This window comes from Desulfurococcaceae archaeon (assembly GCA_038845865.1).
Taxonomy (GTDB): Archaea; Thermoproteota; Thermoprotei_A; order Sulfolobales; family Desulfurococcaceae; genus UBA285.
The window spans coordinates 15,445-30,092 of record JAWBQJ010000004.1 but is presented as its reverse complement, the minus strand read 5'-3'; the positions used below and the strand labels follow the sequence as shown (position 1 = coordinate 30,092).

Sequence of the window (14,648 nt, the reverse complement as noted above, 5' to 3'; positions counted from 1 at the left end):
CCTCTCTTGAATCGGGGAGTATCCTAGTTACCACTATTCTCAACAATGCTTATTACCCTATTAACGATTTCCATAATTGCCTTTGAAACCCCATCATTAGCGTTAGTTAGCAGGTAGGGCATTCCCTTATCAACTGCCTCGTTCACTCCCGGGTCTAGGGGTATTTTACCCAGTAAAGCAGTTCCATACTTGGCGGCAAGGCGTTCTCCAACCATGGTGCCCATGATGCTAGTCACCTTGCCGCAGTGAGGGCATTTGAAATAGCTCATGTTTTCAACTATACCGAGCAACCTTATACCGGTAGATACTGCGAAGTTTGCCGCCTTAGCCACGATCGTTTCGCTCAACGTATTAGGTGATGTTACTAGTACCATCCCAGTTATTGGCGAAAGTACTTGAACCGCCGTTAACGGCGCGTCACCGGTACCGGGCGGCATGTCCACGATGAGGTAATCCCCGGTACCCCATACCGCTTTCGCAGCTAACTCGATTATGGCCTTAGCTATGAGAGGCCCCCTCCACGCTAGGGGGGTATCCGGCGAGTCGAGCATTAAGTTTACAGCTACGACTTTAAGTCCCCAGGGGCCTTCCACGGGAAGTATTTCGCCTTCTTCATTCGCGTAGTGCCTTTTACCCTGCAGGCCCAATAGAATCGGTATTGATGAGCCGTGTATATCCGCGTCTAGTAATGCAACCTTCCTGTTCTTTAATGCTAAGCCGAGAGCTAGCATCGAGGACACGAATGACTTTCCAACGCCTCCTTTACCGCTCATTACTAGTATCCTGTACTTATACGCACTGAGCTTTTCCCTAGCCCTGTTTATTAGAGTAAATGGAGGTGTAAACCTCACCTTTTTTTCACGGCTATTCACGGTGTCTACCCCGTCTCGGCATTAATATACAAAAGCACACGCCCTACTAAAATAGTAGGGAACGGGGTTACAAACTTGAAGAAATGCAGTATTGCGCCGGGTAAAGTACTACTATTCGGAGAGCACTTCGTCGTGAAGGGAAAACCCGCGCTCGGGCTTGCCATTACGATGTACGCGAACGTGTGCGTTAAGCCCGGCACAGGTAGGGTCTATTCAAAACAACTGGGGCTCATAAAAGAAGGCTCGAGGCACTGGAAGTTGATCGGCACACTGCTCAAAAGTATAAAGGATAGGTATGGTGACGTGCCATCAGTTGATGTCGAAATAGACTCTCAAATACCAATAGCAGCTGGGATGGGGTCTTCAGCCTCGGTAGCCGTTGCGCTAGCACACGCCCTACTATCCTACATTGGGGTAAACTTTACACGTGAAGATGTGCGGGAAATCGCGCACGAAGCCGAAAAAGTGGTACACTACCAGCCTAGCGGGGTTGACACCACGCTGGCCACTCATGGCGGCCTATTACATTACAGGCAGGGAGTGTTTAGGAAACTTGATTTAAAACTACCAGCAAACGTGGCGATCCTGGTGATCAATACTCGCGTTGAGAGGTCAACAGGCCAGGTTGTACGGGAGGTCTTGGAGAGATACGAGCGCCTAGGTAGTGCGGGAAAGCTCATATACGATGCAGCCGAAGAAGTCGTTGAAATGGCAATCGAATTTCTCAGAGCAGGTGACATGAAGTCGCTTGGCGAGTTAATGCTTGTAAACCACGGGTTGCTCTGGGCTATGGGCGCTTCAGCTGAAATCTGCGACAAGGCCGTCTACGAGCTGGTGAGGAATGGCGCATATGGGGGAAAGGTGAGTGGTGCTGGAAGGGGGGGAGTAGTGGTAGGCGTGGCCGATGTTGAAAGGGTTAATATGATAGAGAGCGCTCTTCGTGGAATGGGGTTCGAATGCTTTGCTGTAAAGCCCGACTATACAGGGGTACGAGCTTGTAATTTAGAGGAACCGCTATACATTTAAATACTTAGGGATGAAGAAGATAGTGGTATATGAGGAGATGATTAGACTCCCATGGGCTGACCTCAACATGTTCACTAGTAGTACGAGGAGAGGTAAGGTAACGATAAGGGAATCTAAGAGTATACTCGTAAAACTGAACCTAATTATTGGAGAACTCCTTCCTGTTTTCTACGAGTACAACAATAAGATAAAGCACACCGGTTTCTACTTAAAACCCGTTCACATATCTACGCGTAGGCTACAAGACGGGGCAGTCATCAAGTACTACTACTACGGTAGGTACTGGTATAGGCTAGAAAGGGATCCTGCAGGTAAGCTTAAGTGGATATACGTCGGAAAAGACAAGCCCTTGCATGAACTACCAGATCCGCCTCACAACCCTCTAGAAGGAGTGGTGGTTAAAAAGTACAGTGACACCATTGAAATAGTATTCGCGGGCGAAGAGCTCTTCAGGGAGATCTACAACAGGCTCCTAGGTAAGTAGAACTCGTGCTATACGTGCTAATTTTATTAAAGAGAGAAGGAGCATATCTAGTAATGACGGTGTGAGTATTGAATGAAAACGTAATAGTAGACGAGCTAGTGAACGTCGCACTGGTAGGGGTAATCACGTATTCCATCCTTGTAACCCTTGGCGTGATCGGCTATGCTGTGTACAAACCGAGACGGGGTGATAAGAAGGCTGAAAACGTTGAAATAATCGTTGTATCCAAAGCGGATCACAGGGTTAAAAACAGCCTTCTCGAAGTGGTCAAGTACCACGTGGAGAAGTACGGCAGAGTAGTGGTTGTAGTAGATGAAGGCGCACCGCTTTCTAGTTTACTCAGGAAAACCAAGGGGGTCAAGCTGGTAGAAGTACCATCCGGTTATAGGCGAGACCTCATTGGTAAGGGACGGGCACTTCAGTATTTCGTAGACTGCTGCGTGGATGATAACAAATGGTACGTACTCATAGATGATGATAACCTCGTACTAGATGACTCGTTTCTATATGAAATTCCAGTTTATGAGAGTGAAGGTTGCGTTGCCGCGAACGGGGTCCTCGTACCGCGTCCTGGTAGAAGCAATGTCGCGTATGTCATGGACTGGATCAGGTTTATGGATGACATCCTGATATACAGGTTCTTTACAGGCCTGCTGGGTAAGCCTCTTTTAGGGTTACACGGTGACCTTCTAATAGTAAAGGGAAGCGTGCTCAGAGAGGTGGGGTTTACCCGGAAAACACTTACAGAGGATTTCGAATTCGCATCTGAACTGGTTAAACGCGGTTATAAGACGTGGCAATCGGCTACCAGAGTGTCTATTAGAAGCCCCAATAGCGTAGCGGACTTGATCCTACAAAGAGGCAGGTGGTTTAAGGGAATAGTCAGCGGCATTAAGCGGTGCCCACTATACATGAAGATAGTAGTGATCCTCAGGAGCTTCACCTTCAGCGCCGGCTTCCTACTCTTAATCATACTGTTACCATTGATGTCGTACATGGGCTACTTGCTCTTCGCGGTACCTAGTGGAATTTATTATATGAGCACGTACACGTATGGCGTCTATAAGTCGAAGAAGCCCTACTTGCTACTTCTCTTACCGTTCTTCGGCTTCATAGAGGCTTCTTCGAGACTATACGGTTTAATACACGTGAACGGATTCGTGGTAATAGATAAGAACTAAGGGGGCGTCACAGTGTGGAATGTAAACTTCAAGTTCAAGTACGGCGATGTAGAAGTTTACTTCGGCCCCAAAAGTCTCCGAGATAATCTTTCAGGGCGCCTACAGGGTTGCCGCAGAGTTCTAATAATTACATCTAAGAGTGCAGCGAGGACATCCGGTGCACTCAGCGATGTTATAGAAATGCTTGAAAAACAGAAATCGGAATACGTGGTTTACGGTAAAGTCACACCTAACCCCTACACGAGCGTCGTCGACGAAGCAGTCAAGGTTGCAGAGGAGGTAGCCGTAGACGCGGTAATAGCCATTGGAGGCGGAAGCGTGATAGATGTTTCAAAAGCGGTATCCATGCTAATAAGTACGGGGTTCAAGGCGAGTGACCTCGTACTAGGTAGGAGGCCGTGTTCCCGTGGAGTTAAGCTAGTAGTAGTTAACCTAACTCACGGCACCGGCTCCGAGGTGAACAGATTTGCCGTACTGACGATAGATGGCACCATTGAAAAGAGGGGCTTCATAGCCAGATACCCTGACGCGAGTTTCGATGATCCTGTGTATACCATTACTTTAAGTAAAGAACAGACGTTATACACGTCACTAGATGCGTTCTACCACGCATACGAATCGGCTACCTCCAAGAGAACAAATCTGCTAGTGCAAACCCTCGCAGAGGAGGTAGTAGGCCTTGTTACGAAGTACCTGGAAAAGGCTCTAACAAGCCCTGGCGACCTAGAAGCTAGGACGATGCTCATGTACGCTTCAATGCTCGCAGGTATGTGTATTGATATGGCAGGCGGATCGCACTTAGTTCACGCAATGGAACACGGATTCAGCGGTTTAAAACCGGAGCTACCTCACGGTGCTGGCTTGGCTATACTCGGTCCACTAATAGTCTACCATACCCATAAAGCGGTCCCCAAAGCATCTGCTAGGTTGCTCCAACACCTAAACCCCGAGATTAAGCCTATTAGTGACGACGCCGAGAAGGCCATGGAGACTGTGAGGAAATTCCAGGAAGCCCATGGGTTTAACAAAAGGCTGGGAGATTACGGCATAGTAGAGTCAGATTTAGAGCGGGTGTTAAATTTCATCGAGCAGACAATCGTCGAGAGATTCAGCGCGAATATACCGTTCCCGGTTACTCGCCAACTGATCGAAGAAGTGGTGAAGAAGGCGCTATGACCTCACGCGTCGATCGTTCGCTTAATTCGCGCTGCAAACCTTGATAAATTACGTAACAGTACTTCCTTCTCGCGGTTACCAGCACGTAAGCCGTCTACTACTTCGGCGAAGAACTCTATAGTCTTATCGACCTGCCCGGCCTTGATCCTGTAAGGTACACCGTCCTTTCCGCCGTGGGCGTAGGCGTAGAGAAACGGGTCTAGCGGGTGCGTTGTGGGGTCTTTGAATGAAGGCTCATAGCCGTATATCAGGTCGGCTACTAACACCAGCGCTCTCACCGTCTCGGGCCCCACGCCTTCGATCAGTAGAAGTTCTTTAAACTCTCTCGGTGCGTGCTCCTTGATCTTCTCCGCGATACGGGCCACCCTCTTAACGTCTGTTACAGGCCTGTAGAATGACGGGCACTTAGAGGCCTTCTCGACAATGCCTCCCGCACTTGCCTCGGCAGACCTAGAGCCCGTAACGTAAATCGTTATCGGCGGCAGCCTCTTTAACGACCTATTAACCTGGTAAACCTCTTCAATGAGGGTATTTGGGGGTGTTGATGTCACGATATCTAGTACTGCCCTCCTCGAACTACTAGACCTAGCATCCACTAGATTTAAAGCTGGAGATAGCCTATTGCACGCTACACCCGTGTGAGGGTCTTCCTCAGCAGCCAGTAGCCTAAGTCCCTCTCCGCGTAGGTGATATCTCCTCGCCGTTCTCGTGCTCAGGTTCATACCTTGCTGTATAACCAGTAAGTCTCCATCGCCCGAGGCTAGAAGCCCGTGAATGTAAAGTGCGTAACCGTCTTGCAACGCCACGGAGTCTACTTTTGCGGCTAGCTTACTTGCTAGTATGAGCCTCTCCGCGTCTACAACGTCTGAAACCAACCTTATTTCCTTATCTACGTTCACAGCGTCTCTACCCTTACCGCCGAGAACGGTTATGCCCTCATCCCTTAAACTACTAGCTGGAAATGCCGACTTCAAAACGTAGAGAACGACCGTTGTTGAACCGCTACTATCCCAGTCCATACCTATAACGTTGTTAAATGCTTGGAACCAGAAGGGATCTGAGAGCCTGATCAGCAGTTCGCGGGGACCACGTGCTTCAACAATATACCTGGCTATTAGAGACCCTAAGGTCTTCATTCTCCTCAACAAGTATGCGGGAACCCTACCTTCATGTAGCGGTAGCTCGGCAACGCCCTCCAGTACCACGCGGATCACTTCAATAAACTATTCTAAAATCGCAGCTTATAAAACACCGTGCTAACTCTCTCCACACCCTTAAGGGCAGGGTCCTCGCTTACTTACAGGGTCGTTGATGCAGGTCCGAAGCCGTGCAGGAGAACATCAATTAATGTAGGGACCGAGCCCCTTTTCCGAACACTCCTCCACCAGTAAGCCGAGAGGTATTCGCTTAACCACTTCGGTATTCGCGTTGACGATTAAATGGGGTTCCGTTATGGGGCCTAAAAGAAGCCTGATCGCGTTTCTTACGACCTGGCTGCTCACCGCACCGGCGTAGATCAATGCCAGCTGCTCCAGCCTCTCGGGGTCGCGGCACCTGACCACCGTTGACTCTATATTTAAGTGCTCTTTCAACGCCTTGGACACGGCTCCAGGGCTTAACCTGAAGCCACTGCTTTTCGCAACGCCATCATTTCTACCGAGTACGTAGAGGTAGCCATCTCGTGAAATGTAGCCGTAATCCCCCACCTCGTAGTAGCCGTTAACCCATTTCTTAGCATACTCTTCGGAGTATTCTACGGGCATTGAAGGCCACGGCCTCCTCAAAATGACCCTGCCGATCATTTCCTTGACGCTGATACCTGCATCGTTTACAACATCGACGTAGAAGCCGGGTATTGGGAGGCCTACAGAACCCGGCGCTATTGGTGGGAATGTGTAATTCACGAGATTACCCGCCACGAAGGTCCCTATTTCGCTCACGATGTAGAGGCTTATCACCGGTATTCTCCCAGTAAGTTTCTCGGGTACGGAAGTTATTAGGGGGCTTCTACCAGTGCCAACGGCTCTGTAAACCCACCACCACGTTTCCGGTTCCAGCGGTTCGGCGGTGACCATGACCGCCCTCAGCGTATCCATGTTATAGCGCAACACCGCCTCTCCTCTCTTACTCAGAATTCTGAGTAAACTACTAGTTGTTAGTAGCAAGGTAATGGCATAGTCCTCCACGAGGCTCCATACCCGTTCGTGTGAGGGGTGGTCAAAGCTACCGTCGTATAGTAGCAAGGTGGAACCCAACATTAAGGGTCCGAGAAAACCGTAACTCACGCTCGTGATCCAGCCGGGCCATACAGTGCAGAAGTAGGTGTCGTGGGGTCTAAGTCCAATCCACCTGCTGGTAGCATATACTTGGACCAGGAATCCGCCTGTTGGATGGGTTATTGGTTTAAAGTCCTCGAGATAACCGCTGTGTAGTCCGAAGAGAGGGTGCGTGCTCTCGGCCACGTAGTCATCTACTTTCTTGCGCGTTAATCCGGTCAAATCATCGAATGAAAGCTCGTTCTCTCTAAGAGAACGGGCTCCCAACCTCTCGAGGACCACTAACGTTGCTTTATAGTTAGCATACTCGAACGACCTCCGGGCTGTCTCGAGCGTGTCCACCTGTTTACCGCGTCTATAGAAGCCGTCAGCCACGAATACCACCTTGGGTTTTCTCCGATGGATTCTCCTCGCGAGTTCCCAGTAACCAAACCCGGTGAATACGGGTTCGAATACTGCGCCTATTCTTATGGCAGCGAGCATCACCGCAATGGACTCCACCAGTGGAGGTACGTACAGGGTAATCCAATCCCCTGGTTTCACGCCGAGAGCCATCAAGCCGGAAGCGATTTTCCCAGCGAGCTCGTCTAGTTCACTGTACAGTAACACTTTCGCGTCGCCTTCTTCGCCTTCCCAAATCACTGCTGGTTTACTCCAGATCCAGGTATCTACGTGCTTACCCACTACATTGTAGTATGCACTAAGACCACCTCCTGCGAACCACCTCACGCGTGGCGGGGCACCTTCAACGACGCTGAACCAGGGAGTAGTCCACTTGAGCCGTCTTGCCTCCCGCTCCCAGAACGCAGTGTAGTTCTTTAAGCTCTCTTCGTATACTTCCCGGTATTCCTCGAGTATAACGGCCTTCCACTTCATGGAGGGCGGTACTACTCTTTCGCGTGAAACCAGGTTTTCTAAGAGTTTTTCTAAGGGACGTACCGTCATCTCAGTAGAACCACCTGCGTATACGGCTGTGCCATGTCCCTGAACTTGTAGTACTGCTCTATACCATCAAAATGCACTGGTATGGTAATTTGGGGCCTAAGGCTCATGACGGCTTCTAAAGCCTCCTCCGGTGTCATGACACAGTGCCCGCCTATGGGTAGAACCAGCACGGTAGGCCTCCTCGAGACCCCGATGACCTCTTCCACGAGGTTAGTATCACCCGTATAGTAAACTACGAGATTACCTGGAAATACGAGTAAGTAGCCGACGCCTAGCCCCCTAGGGTGTGGGGGGTTGTTACTGTAGAGCCCAGGTACGTTGTAGGCTTCAACGGCCTCTATAACTAGATCATGGAGTTGGAGCACGCTACCGGGTTTTACGAGCATGCCAGCACTCGGTGAAATGAGCCTCCCGTAGGACACCTTGACGGAGTCTTCGTTACAGTGCCTTTTATGAAAATGAGTACAGAAAACGTATTCGCAGCCCTCGGGGCTACCCGGGTCTATGCAGTATGTTGTCCCCCTGTACTCGAGCTGAACTCCCGCGAAGCCTTTTCTCGAAATCGCCACGTTTTTTAAGACCAGCTTCCTGGGCAACGCAGACACTCAACATATTCTCGGTACTAGCTCTCCGCGCGGAGGCTCCACCAGCCTTAAACCACCAATACTGGTTTCCGCTGCTACGTAACCTCTAAACATGTCCGTTTCCCTGACGTCACCTATGATCCTGGCATTTACGAATCCCAAGCCCCTAGCATATTTAACAACCTCCTCCGCGCACTCTGGCCTCAGGGAAAGTACTGCCACCCCCTCACTAGCGAGGTACAGCGGGTCTACTCCGAGCGCTTCAGCATACCTCCTTACAGGTTCCTTTACGGGGATGTCTTCTTCCCTAATAACTATTAGCACGCCGTTTCTTTCAGCCCACTCATTTAACACGCCTGCGAGCCCTCCCCGTGTGGGGTCTCTCGCAGCCGTGATGCAGTCCCTATATTTTGATATCAAGGGAAGCATGAGCTTTGTTAATGGTTTAACATCGCTCTTTAATAGCCCTTTAGATAACTCCTCCACGCTATCCGCCAGGCCGGTCTGTGCTAACAGTATAACGGCACCGTGATCGCCCACGAAGTCGCTCACGAAAATCCTATCCCCTGGCACGGGCCTATCAACAATGGGCTTCTCGGCTATACCCAGGGCCGTCGTGGTAATGATGAGCTTGTCTACCTGTCCTCGAGGCATAACCTTGAAGTCACCGCCGATCAACGCGATGCCCTCAGCTTTCAGGACTTCGAGCATGGAGTTAACTATGGTTTCCAGATCTCTCAGAGAGAACCCTTCTTCGACGACCACGGAGTCCAGCATGGCTAAGGGCCTACCACCGAGCATTAATACGTCGTTAATGGAACCGGCCGCAGCTAACGTACCTATATTACCCCCGGGGAAGAAAAGCGGGTTCACCGTGTAAGAGTCTGTCGAGACCACTAGGTAGCTGCCATCTTGCAGGGGTACAGCAGCCGCATCATCTGCGACATCTATGCCTATACCACCCTCGACGCGCTTCAATCTACTTTCAACTCGTTTAAAGAAAAGCCTCTCCAGTAGTTCTAACATTTCAGCTCCTCCTGCACCGTGAGCTAACGTAACGCGCTCCACAACCTACACCTCGTTCCCTTTAATTACACGGGACTTCTCCAAGAGCGAGATGTATGTGGAGGCGATGCTTACAAACTCTTCTCCGAGTGCTTCCTTGAAGAACCTGATCTGCTCCAATATCTCATCTTCGCTCATTCTTGACACCACAACGCCTGCGTGAACTACTACTATATCGCCTCGCTTGACCTTTTCCTCGGATATGCCTATTAAAACCGACCTTGGAACGCCGTCCCCGTAATCAACTGTAGCCGTCATGTTACCGTAGTCTACGTCTAGAATAATAGCAGGTGTACCTATGCACACGGTCGCAAGCCCCGGACCTCCTCTTACTTTAGTTCGTGCGCTAACCTTACTAATAATTCCCTTGAACCGTATTTAGCCCATATAGCGCATGTACCTTCGCTTGAAACCATGCAGGGCCCTACGGGTTTCTGAGGGGTACATGTCTTGAGGAATAGCGGGCACTGGGAGGGATAGGCCTTGCCTAGCACTATTTCAGCACACCTACACCCCGCTGGCATGTCATTCTCACCACCTGCTTTGAGCTCGGATATTCCATACTCGTAAAACGCGTCGTGTTTTTTGTAGCGCTCTCTGAGCCTTAAGCCACTTTTCGGTAGAAAACCTATACCTCTCCAAGCATCATCGATCACCTCGAAAACACGCATAATACTGTTCTGCGCGCTCAGGTCCCCGTGCCACGTGACAGCCCTCACATACTCGATCGTCACCTTGTGCTCTCCCCGCACGAGCTGCTTTAGGATCTCCAGTATGGAGATAAGCACGTCCACGGGCTCGAAACCCGAGACAACCACGGGTATTTCGTAGTTCTCTGCAACCGGCTCCCAGGCCTTAGCACCAGTAATCGTCGAGACGTGCCCCGGGGCTATTACCCCCATGATGGGCGGCTCGATTGGCTTCTCCCTCGACACTTCAAGCGAGTAGAACATTGCTGGTGGTGTTAACTTGACGAGGCTTAGTAGCTTTAAGTTCCCGGGTAAGTGGGCTTTTAAAATGGCTTGCGCGTAGCCAGGTGCCACCGTCTCAAAACCTATACCGGCGAATACTGAAGGCTTTCCATGTTTCACCGCGTCTCTAATAGCCGTTAGGATGTCCGGGACCACTCTCACATCGGCACCTAGCGCGCGGGCATCGCTCAGCGAGCGCGCTCCTCTAACGTCCTTGTGGGCCCTGAGCCTGTAGACGTCGCCATAAGCATATATTACTAAGCCGTCAAGTGCCAACTTTAAGAGCTCCTCTACGTAGTGCGATGGAGTGACGCAGACCGGGCACCCGGGACCGGCAACGAGCTCTAAGCCCTCCGGTACAAGGCCTCTGATACCGTAGTGTGTTATGGTCCACTCGTGAGTGCCGCAAAAATCCATGACTTTCAGCTTCTCCTCCCACACCGCCCTTCTACACAGTTCCCAGTACTCGCCAATCTTCTTGACGATAGCACTTGCAAGCTCGCGGTCGTACCTTAGCGCGCTTTCAAGCTCCCTGAAGACCTTGAAGCCCAAGTAAACACCTACCCGGCTAGCCACTACGAAAACTACTTTAGAAAGTAGATTAAATACATGCCATAGCTCCACGGAGACCTCTAGAGACCTATACATGCTTACACATCAAGAAAAGGACTCTGAGTTATTCTTTGAAGGATAGATAAGGATTGAAAGCGTGTAGAGATGTCCGCGAGAGGGGGGATATCAGGGAAAGATACTGGCTTTGATTGAGATTAATACCGTTTAGGGTGCATTATTAACAGAGTTTTATAGTCTTCTTTCATAGGTGATGTCTTATCCTTTGCCGTAGTTTTTCCTGCATTACCGATGTTCATTTTAACGCATAATTTGCTTGTAAGTCTAAAACCAGCATCACCTTTAACACCACCCTACTGCTTTCTCCGCTATTCGCTTCTGGACTTCTTCAACGTATTTTAATTTAACTTTGAGGAACCCTTTTAGTTCCACACGCGATCCTCCCTAGTATTGACATTAGTAACGCACCGGTGAGTTACGATGCTGACGCCGTAGAGACGTTCTTGTAGGCGGGTTGCTGAATACGCTAGAGAAGTGTTGGAGCAGATACTGCTTGAGCTCGGCTGTGAACCTATAGCTATCGAGGTTCTACCAGGCCATGTCCACGTGTTCTGCTCATGCCCTCCACGGCTATCCCCAGCCTACGTGGTGAACTACCTCAAGGGCGGGGAGGAGGTCAGTTTCCTCTCTGGGTGATTATTGAAGTATGCAGGGAACCGGGGGACCCGCTCCGGTTCATAGGACCGCGTGACACGCGGCTTCTCGCCGGAGCCTCTATCAACATGTACAGTGAATAGGGCTTTTATACTCGTAAACCCTGCTGTGCGCGTGACTCGACCCGTTTTGAACCTCACAGTTTACGAGCCTCTTCTTGGGCGGCTTTCCGCGGCTCTACCGGCTTTTAGGTAACTGAGAATAAATGCTAGGTAGCTACGCCATGTGGGATTGTTTCCTTAATTCTTCTATGCACGTAGGTCATAAATAACAGGCTAATGACCACTAGTGCTATTGCTAGCACGAGCACTATCATTATTGCTGGTAAGGCGTGCTCGCCTACACCGAAACATACCGGTATAAAGCCCACTACTATGCACCCTCCACCGGATACCGAGATCCCTCCTAGTGCTTGTAGGAACGTCGCGATTACGGCTAAGATCATGCCCACGAACACGAGCACTACGCCTAGTTTAAGGAGGTTCATGGAGTCCACCTAGCTAGTAGTATGAACGTCGCAACAACTACTACGAAGAGTACCAGTGCGAGTATGATTAGTGCAAGCGCTGCTCTCTGGCTTGTACCTATAACGATTGGTAGTGGGCCCACAATTATGACTCCTCCACCCTCTACACGCTTCTCACCACGCTCGATTTCCTCGCTCCTGCCTATAATGGAGAGCACTATTAGTAGCATGCCAACCAGTACGATTATCAGCGCCAGCATGAAAAGTACTAACGAGAGCATCTCGCCAACCCGCTAGCCGAGAATAGATTATTATAGTAGGAGGCTTAAATAGCGTGGATCATGACAAACCGACGAGCGCTCTTCTACTTACTAACAAAGGCGCTTGGCCCGATCCGCTTGCCGGAATTGCGGTTTGCTTCGCATGGCTCTTTGTAGTTTACATTAGTTGGCTCCATTCCTCTTTCCGCTCACTTGTCCTGGAGATTTGTGTCATGCGGGTCGCGAAGCAAGGTCTAGGTGAGTGCTTTATACTTGAGCCTGGTGGAGGCTCGAAAGGGGTATAGTGAAAGGGAAGCAAAGTGGCAACAACTCGCAAACCAGCGAGAGGGCTTAATCCGCGTTCTAGGGCGCGCGGTAGCTCGTCCCAGCAATCCGATCATGGCTTAGCTAGCGGTTCTTGTTTTTAAACCCCGCACACTGGACTATGAAAGCGGAGATGTAAGAGGACCCGTATGAGTAGGCTCGCGTACAAGTTCAACTTCGTGGACTTTAAGAGAATATGTAGCGAATGTAAAGAGAACTGCTGCTTACGCTTCTACGCAGTCCTCTTACCAGAGGAGGAAGAAGATTTCAGCGATGTTGCATTCGAAATAGAAACCGAGCGCGGTGTAGTTAAGTGCATTGGTTCTCGTGGGGGAAATCCGTGCCCCTACCTCAGTAAAGAAGGCCACTGTACTGTATACGAAAAACGGCCATTAGACTGCAGGCTTTGGCCGGTACTCGTTTACGTAGACTTCAAAACACGGGAAAGAATAATCTACTTAGACTTAGAGTGTCCTGCTGTAAGAGAAGGTAAGCTACCCGAGGGGCTGGTGAAGCAGATCATTGAAACCGTGAAAAGCGTGAACTTCGATAATGAATGGCTCGAAAAGTACACGCTTGCACCATGGCCAAATAACTTCATAGAAGTATTGAGGCTTAAACCGCAGGACAGCGCGTAGCCGGTAATGAGAGGCATTTTAGGCTACCAAGCAAACTAAGCAGAAAGAGTATAAAAGTTAGTTATTTGGGGAGAGGAGCAGCCGTTTACCCCTCGCTTAGAGAGAGTTAGTATAAGCATGTCTATACAGTGCACGAAGCGAGATCAGAGATCAACACCCACCCGGTGTCCCGGGTGAGCGCTGACCCCCGATCTCCACCTCGCGCGCTGCATAGACATGCCTATACTAATACTCTCTAAGCCGGGCTGGGCCGGCGTCCTTTATACACTTGTATCGTGTCTTCTAGTTAAGGAATTTGTTTTGTATCATTATCTTCTTGCATGTAATTTTGGGAAGTACGTGGGTCCCACTTTTGTATAACACTGTTCGAGTAATACATTTGTCATTAAATGCTATTGTATTACGGAGCGCGTGAGGTCCCGTTCGCACTGTATCGTGATACAACGGTGTACGGTGATACTACCACTATTTCTCGTTGAAGTGCTTCTTGTACCGCTGAGGGGTGTACATAAAGCCCATACATTAGCAACGTGTACTTAGAGCGGCTTTTCTGCCTTAAGACCTGCTGTACCTTGTCGTAAAATGCCTTAACGTCTTCTCCATGGATTCTGGCCTTGGCCTCTCCGAAAACTACTACGCTATCTCCATTAACGTCAACGCCCTCACCGTAGAAATCCACCTCTACCACCTTGTTACCCAGGTCAAAGAATGCTCTACTAAGGTTCTTGACGAGTATGCCCATGTTTACGTGGAGCCATGTCGGTAAAAGGCTCCGGGCAACGTCTTCTACTATGAAGCCGAAGGAGTCACTTAATTTACCAACCTCTCGTGAAAGGTCTGCCAGGGACTTGTTTAACTTGTCCACTTTCTCGGCAAGCGCTAAAGTGGTTTTCTTGACCTCGTCAAGCCCCTTACTTAGTTCCTCGATGGACTTCTTAACCTTGTCTCCTTCCTCTAGTACGTTGTTCCTGGTTTTCCACTTAACGAGAAAGCTCGAGAAAGGGCCCACGTAAATCCCGGAACGTTCATGCATTATCCTATACTGATAAAGCAAGGCTCCAAGTATTACCATTATTTATACTCCTGGAGATGTATG

General features: G+C 49.8%; 15 protein-coding genes and 1 pseudogene. 6 read left to right on the top strand and 10 right to left on the bottom strand.

The window, feature by feature from the left end:
• Window positions 1-23: 23 nt before the first annotated feature.
• The gene (locus QXU03_05540) at window positions 24-872 is read right to left on the bottom strand and encodes an Mrp/NBP35 family ATP-binding protein (GenBank protein MEM2171194.1); all 849 of its coding nucleotides are present in this window, start codon (window positions 870-872) and stop codon (window positions 24-26) included.
• 75 nt (window positions 873-947) lie between these two features.
• Between QXU03_05540 and mvk the strand changes: the two genes are divergently transcribed.
• The 4 genes from mvk to QXU03_05520 all read left to right on the top strand — a co-directional run bounded on the left by mvk (window position 948) and on the right by QXU03_05520 (window position 4,739).
• The gene (gene mvk, locus QXU03_05535) at window positions 948-1,898 is read left to right on the top strand and encodes a mevalonate kinase (protein ID MEM2171193.1); all 951 of its coding nucleotides are present in this window, start codon (window positions 948-950) and stop codon (window positions 1,896-1,898) included.
• A gap of 10 nt (window positions 1,899-1,908) precedes the next feature.
• A complete protein-coding gene (locus tag QXU03_05530; protein ID MEM2171192.1) occupies window positions 1,909-2,382 on the top strand; it encodes a hypothetical protein in 474 nt (157 codons plus the stop codon).
• A 68-nt stretch (window positions 2,383-2,450) separates the two neighbouring features.
• Window positions 2,451-3,563, top strand: a complete 1,113-nt coding sequence (locus QXU03_05525) for a glycosyltransferase family 2 protein (GenBank protein MEM2171191.1) — start codon at window positions 2,451-2,453, stop codon at window positions 3,561-3,563.
• 12 nt (window positions 3,564-3,575) lie between these two features.
• Entirely contained in the window at window positions 3,576-4,739 is a 1,164-nt protein-coding gene (locus QXU03_05520) for an iron-containing alcohol dehydrogenase (protein MEM2171190.1), read from the top strand.
• A 2-nt stretch (window positions 4,740-4,741) separates the two neighbouring features.
• Here the strand turns inward: QXU03_05520 and QXU03_05515 are convergent, their stop codons facing one another.
• The 6 genes from QXU03_05515 to hypD all read right to left on the bottom strand — a co-directional run bounded on the left by QXU03_05515 (window position 4,742) and on the right by hypD (window position 11,228).
• The gene (locus QXU03_05515; protein ID MEM2171189.1) at window positions 4,742-5,953 is read right to left on the bottom strand and encodes a DUF763 domain-containing protein; all 1,212 of its coding nucleotides are present in this window, start codon (window positions 5,951-5,953) and stop codon (window positions 4,742-4,744) included.
• 126 nt (window positions 5,954-6,079) lie between these two features.
• Window positions 6,080-7,960: an AMP-binding protein gene (locus QXU03_05510; GenBank protein ID MEM2171188.1), complete on the bottom strand. Its 1,881-nt coding sequence runs from the start codon at window positions 7,958-7,960 to the stop codon at window positions 6,080-6,082.
• Window positions 7,957-8,556 (bottom strand): MBL fold metallo-hydrolase, encoded by a 600-nt coding sequence (locus QXU03_05505; GenBank protein ID MEM2171187.1) that lies wholly within the window; start codon window positions 8,554-8,556, stop codon window positions 7,957-7,959. The genes QXU03_05510 and QXU03_05505 overlap by 4 nt, the downstream gene beginning before the upstream one ends.
• Before the next feature lie 9 nt (window positions 8,557-8,565).
• Entirely contained in the window at window positions 8,566-9,612 is a 1,047-nt protein-coding gene (gene hypE, locus QXU03_05500; GenBank protein ID MEM2171186.1) for a hydrogenase expression/formation protein HypE, read from the bottom strand.
• A 3-nt stretch (window positions 9,613-9,615) separates the two neighbouring features.
• Window positions 9,616-9,915 carry a HypC/HybG/HupF family hydrogenase formation chaperone gene (locus tag QXU03_05495; GenBank protein MEM2171185.1) on the bottom strand — a complete coding sequence of 100 codons (300 nt, stop codon included), beginning with the start codon at window positions 9,913-9,915 and terminating at the stop codon, window positions 9,616-9,618.
• A gap of 23 nt (window positions 9,916-9,938) precedes the next feature.
• Window positions 9,939-11,228 (bottom strand): hydrogenase formation protein HypD, encoded by a 1,290-nt coding sequence (gene hypD, locus QXU03_05490; protein ID MEM2171184.1) that lies wholly within the window; start codon window positions 11,226-11,228, stop codon window positions 9,939-9,941.
• 435 nt (window positions 11,229-11,663) lie between these two features.
• On the opposite strand from hypD, the pseudogene QXU03_05485 reads away from it, so the two are divergent.
• Window positions 11,664-11,816: pseudogene (locus QXU03_05485) on the top strand (transposase).
• 256 nt (window positions 11,817-12,072) lie between these two features.
• On the opposite strand, the gene QXU03_05480 reads toward QXU03_05485, so the two are convergent.
• Window positions 12,073-12,351: a hypothetical protein gene (locus QXU03_05480; protein MEM2171183.1), complete on the bottom strand. Its 279-nt coding sequence runs from the start codon at window positions 12,349-12,351 to the stop codon at window positions 12,073-12,075.
• Entirely contained in the window at window positions 12,348-12,611 is a 264-nt protein-coding gene (locus QXU03_05475; protein MEM2171182.1) for a DUF131 domain-containing protein, read from the bottom strand. Before QXU03_05475 ends, QXU03_05480 begins: the two co-directional genes overlap by 4 nt.
• 452 nt (window positions 12,612-13,063) lie before the next feature.
• Here QXU03_05475 and QXU03_05470 point away from each other — a divergent pair, with 452 nt between their 5' ends.
• Entirely contained in the window at window positions 13,064-13,552 is a 489-nt protein-coding gene (locus tag QXU03_05470) for a YkgJ family cysteine cluster protein (GenBank protein MEM2171181.1), read from the top strand.
• Window positions 13,553-13,952: 400 nt separating this feature from the next.
• On the opposite strand, the gene QXU03_05465 is transcribed toward QXU03_05470, so the two are convergent.
• Window positions 13,953-14,624: a hypothetical protein gene (locus tag QXU03_05465; GenBank protein ID MEM2171180.1), complete on the bottom strand. Its 672-nt coding sequence runs from the start codon at window positions 14,622-14,624 to the stop codon at window positions 13,953-13,955.
• Window positions 14,625-14,648: the final 24 nt, after the last annotated feature.

What these genes read in the sequence shown, in the direction of transcription:
- QXU03_05530 (MEM2171192.1), top strand. Translation starts at nt 1,909, where the DNA reads ATGAAGAAGATAGTGGTATATGAGGAGATGATTAGACTCCCATGGGCT.
- QXU03_05510 (MEM2171188.1), bottom strand. Translation starts at nt 7,960, where the DNA reads ATGACGGTACGTCCCTTAGAAAAACTCTTAGAAAACCTGGTTTCACGC.
- hypD (MEM2171184.1), bottom strand. Translation starts at nt 11,228, where the DNA reads ATGTATAGGTCTCTAGAGGTCTCCGTGGAGCTATGGCATGTATTTAAT.
- QXU03_05480 (MEM2171183.1), bottom strand. Translation starts at nt 12,351, where the DNA reads ATGAACCTCCTTAAACTAGGCGTAGTGCTCGTGTTCGTGGGCATGATC.
- QXU03_05475 (MEM2171182.1), bottom strand. Translation starts at nt 12,611, where the DNA reads ATGCTCTCGTTAGTACTTTTCATGCTGGCGCTGATAATCGTACTGGTT.
- QXU03_05470 (MEM2171181.1), top strand. Translation starts at nt 13,064, where the DNA reads ATGAGTAGGCTCGCGTACAAGTTCAACTTCGTGGACTTTAAGAGAATA.
- QXU03_05465 (MEM2171180.1), bottom strand. Translation starts at nt 14,624, where the DNA reads ATGGTAATACTTGGAGCCTTGCTTTATCAGTATAGGATAATGCATGAA.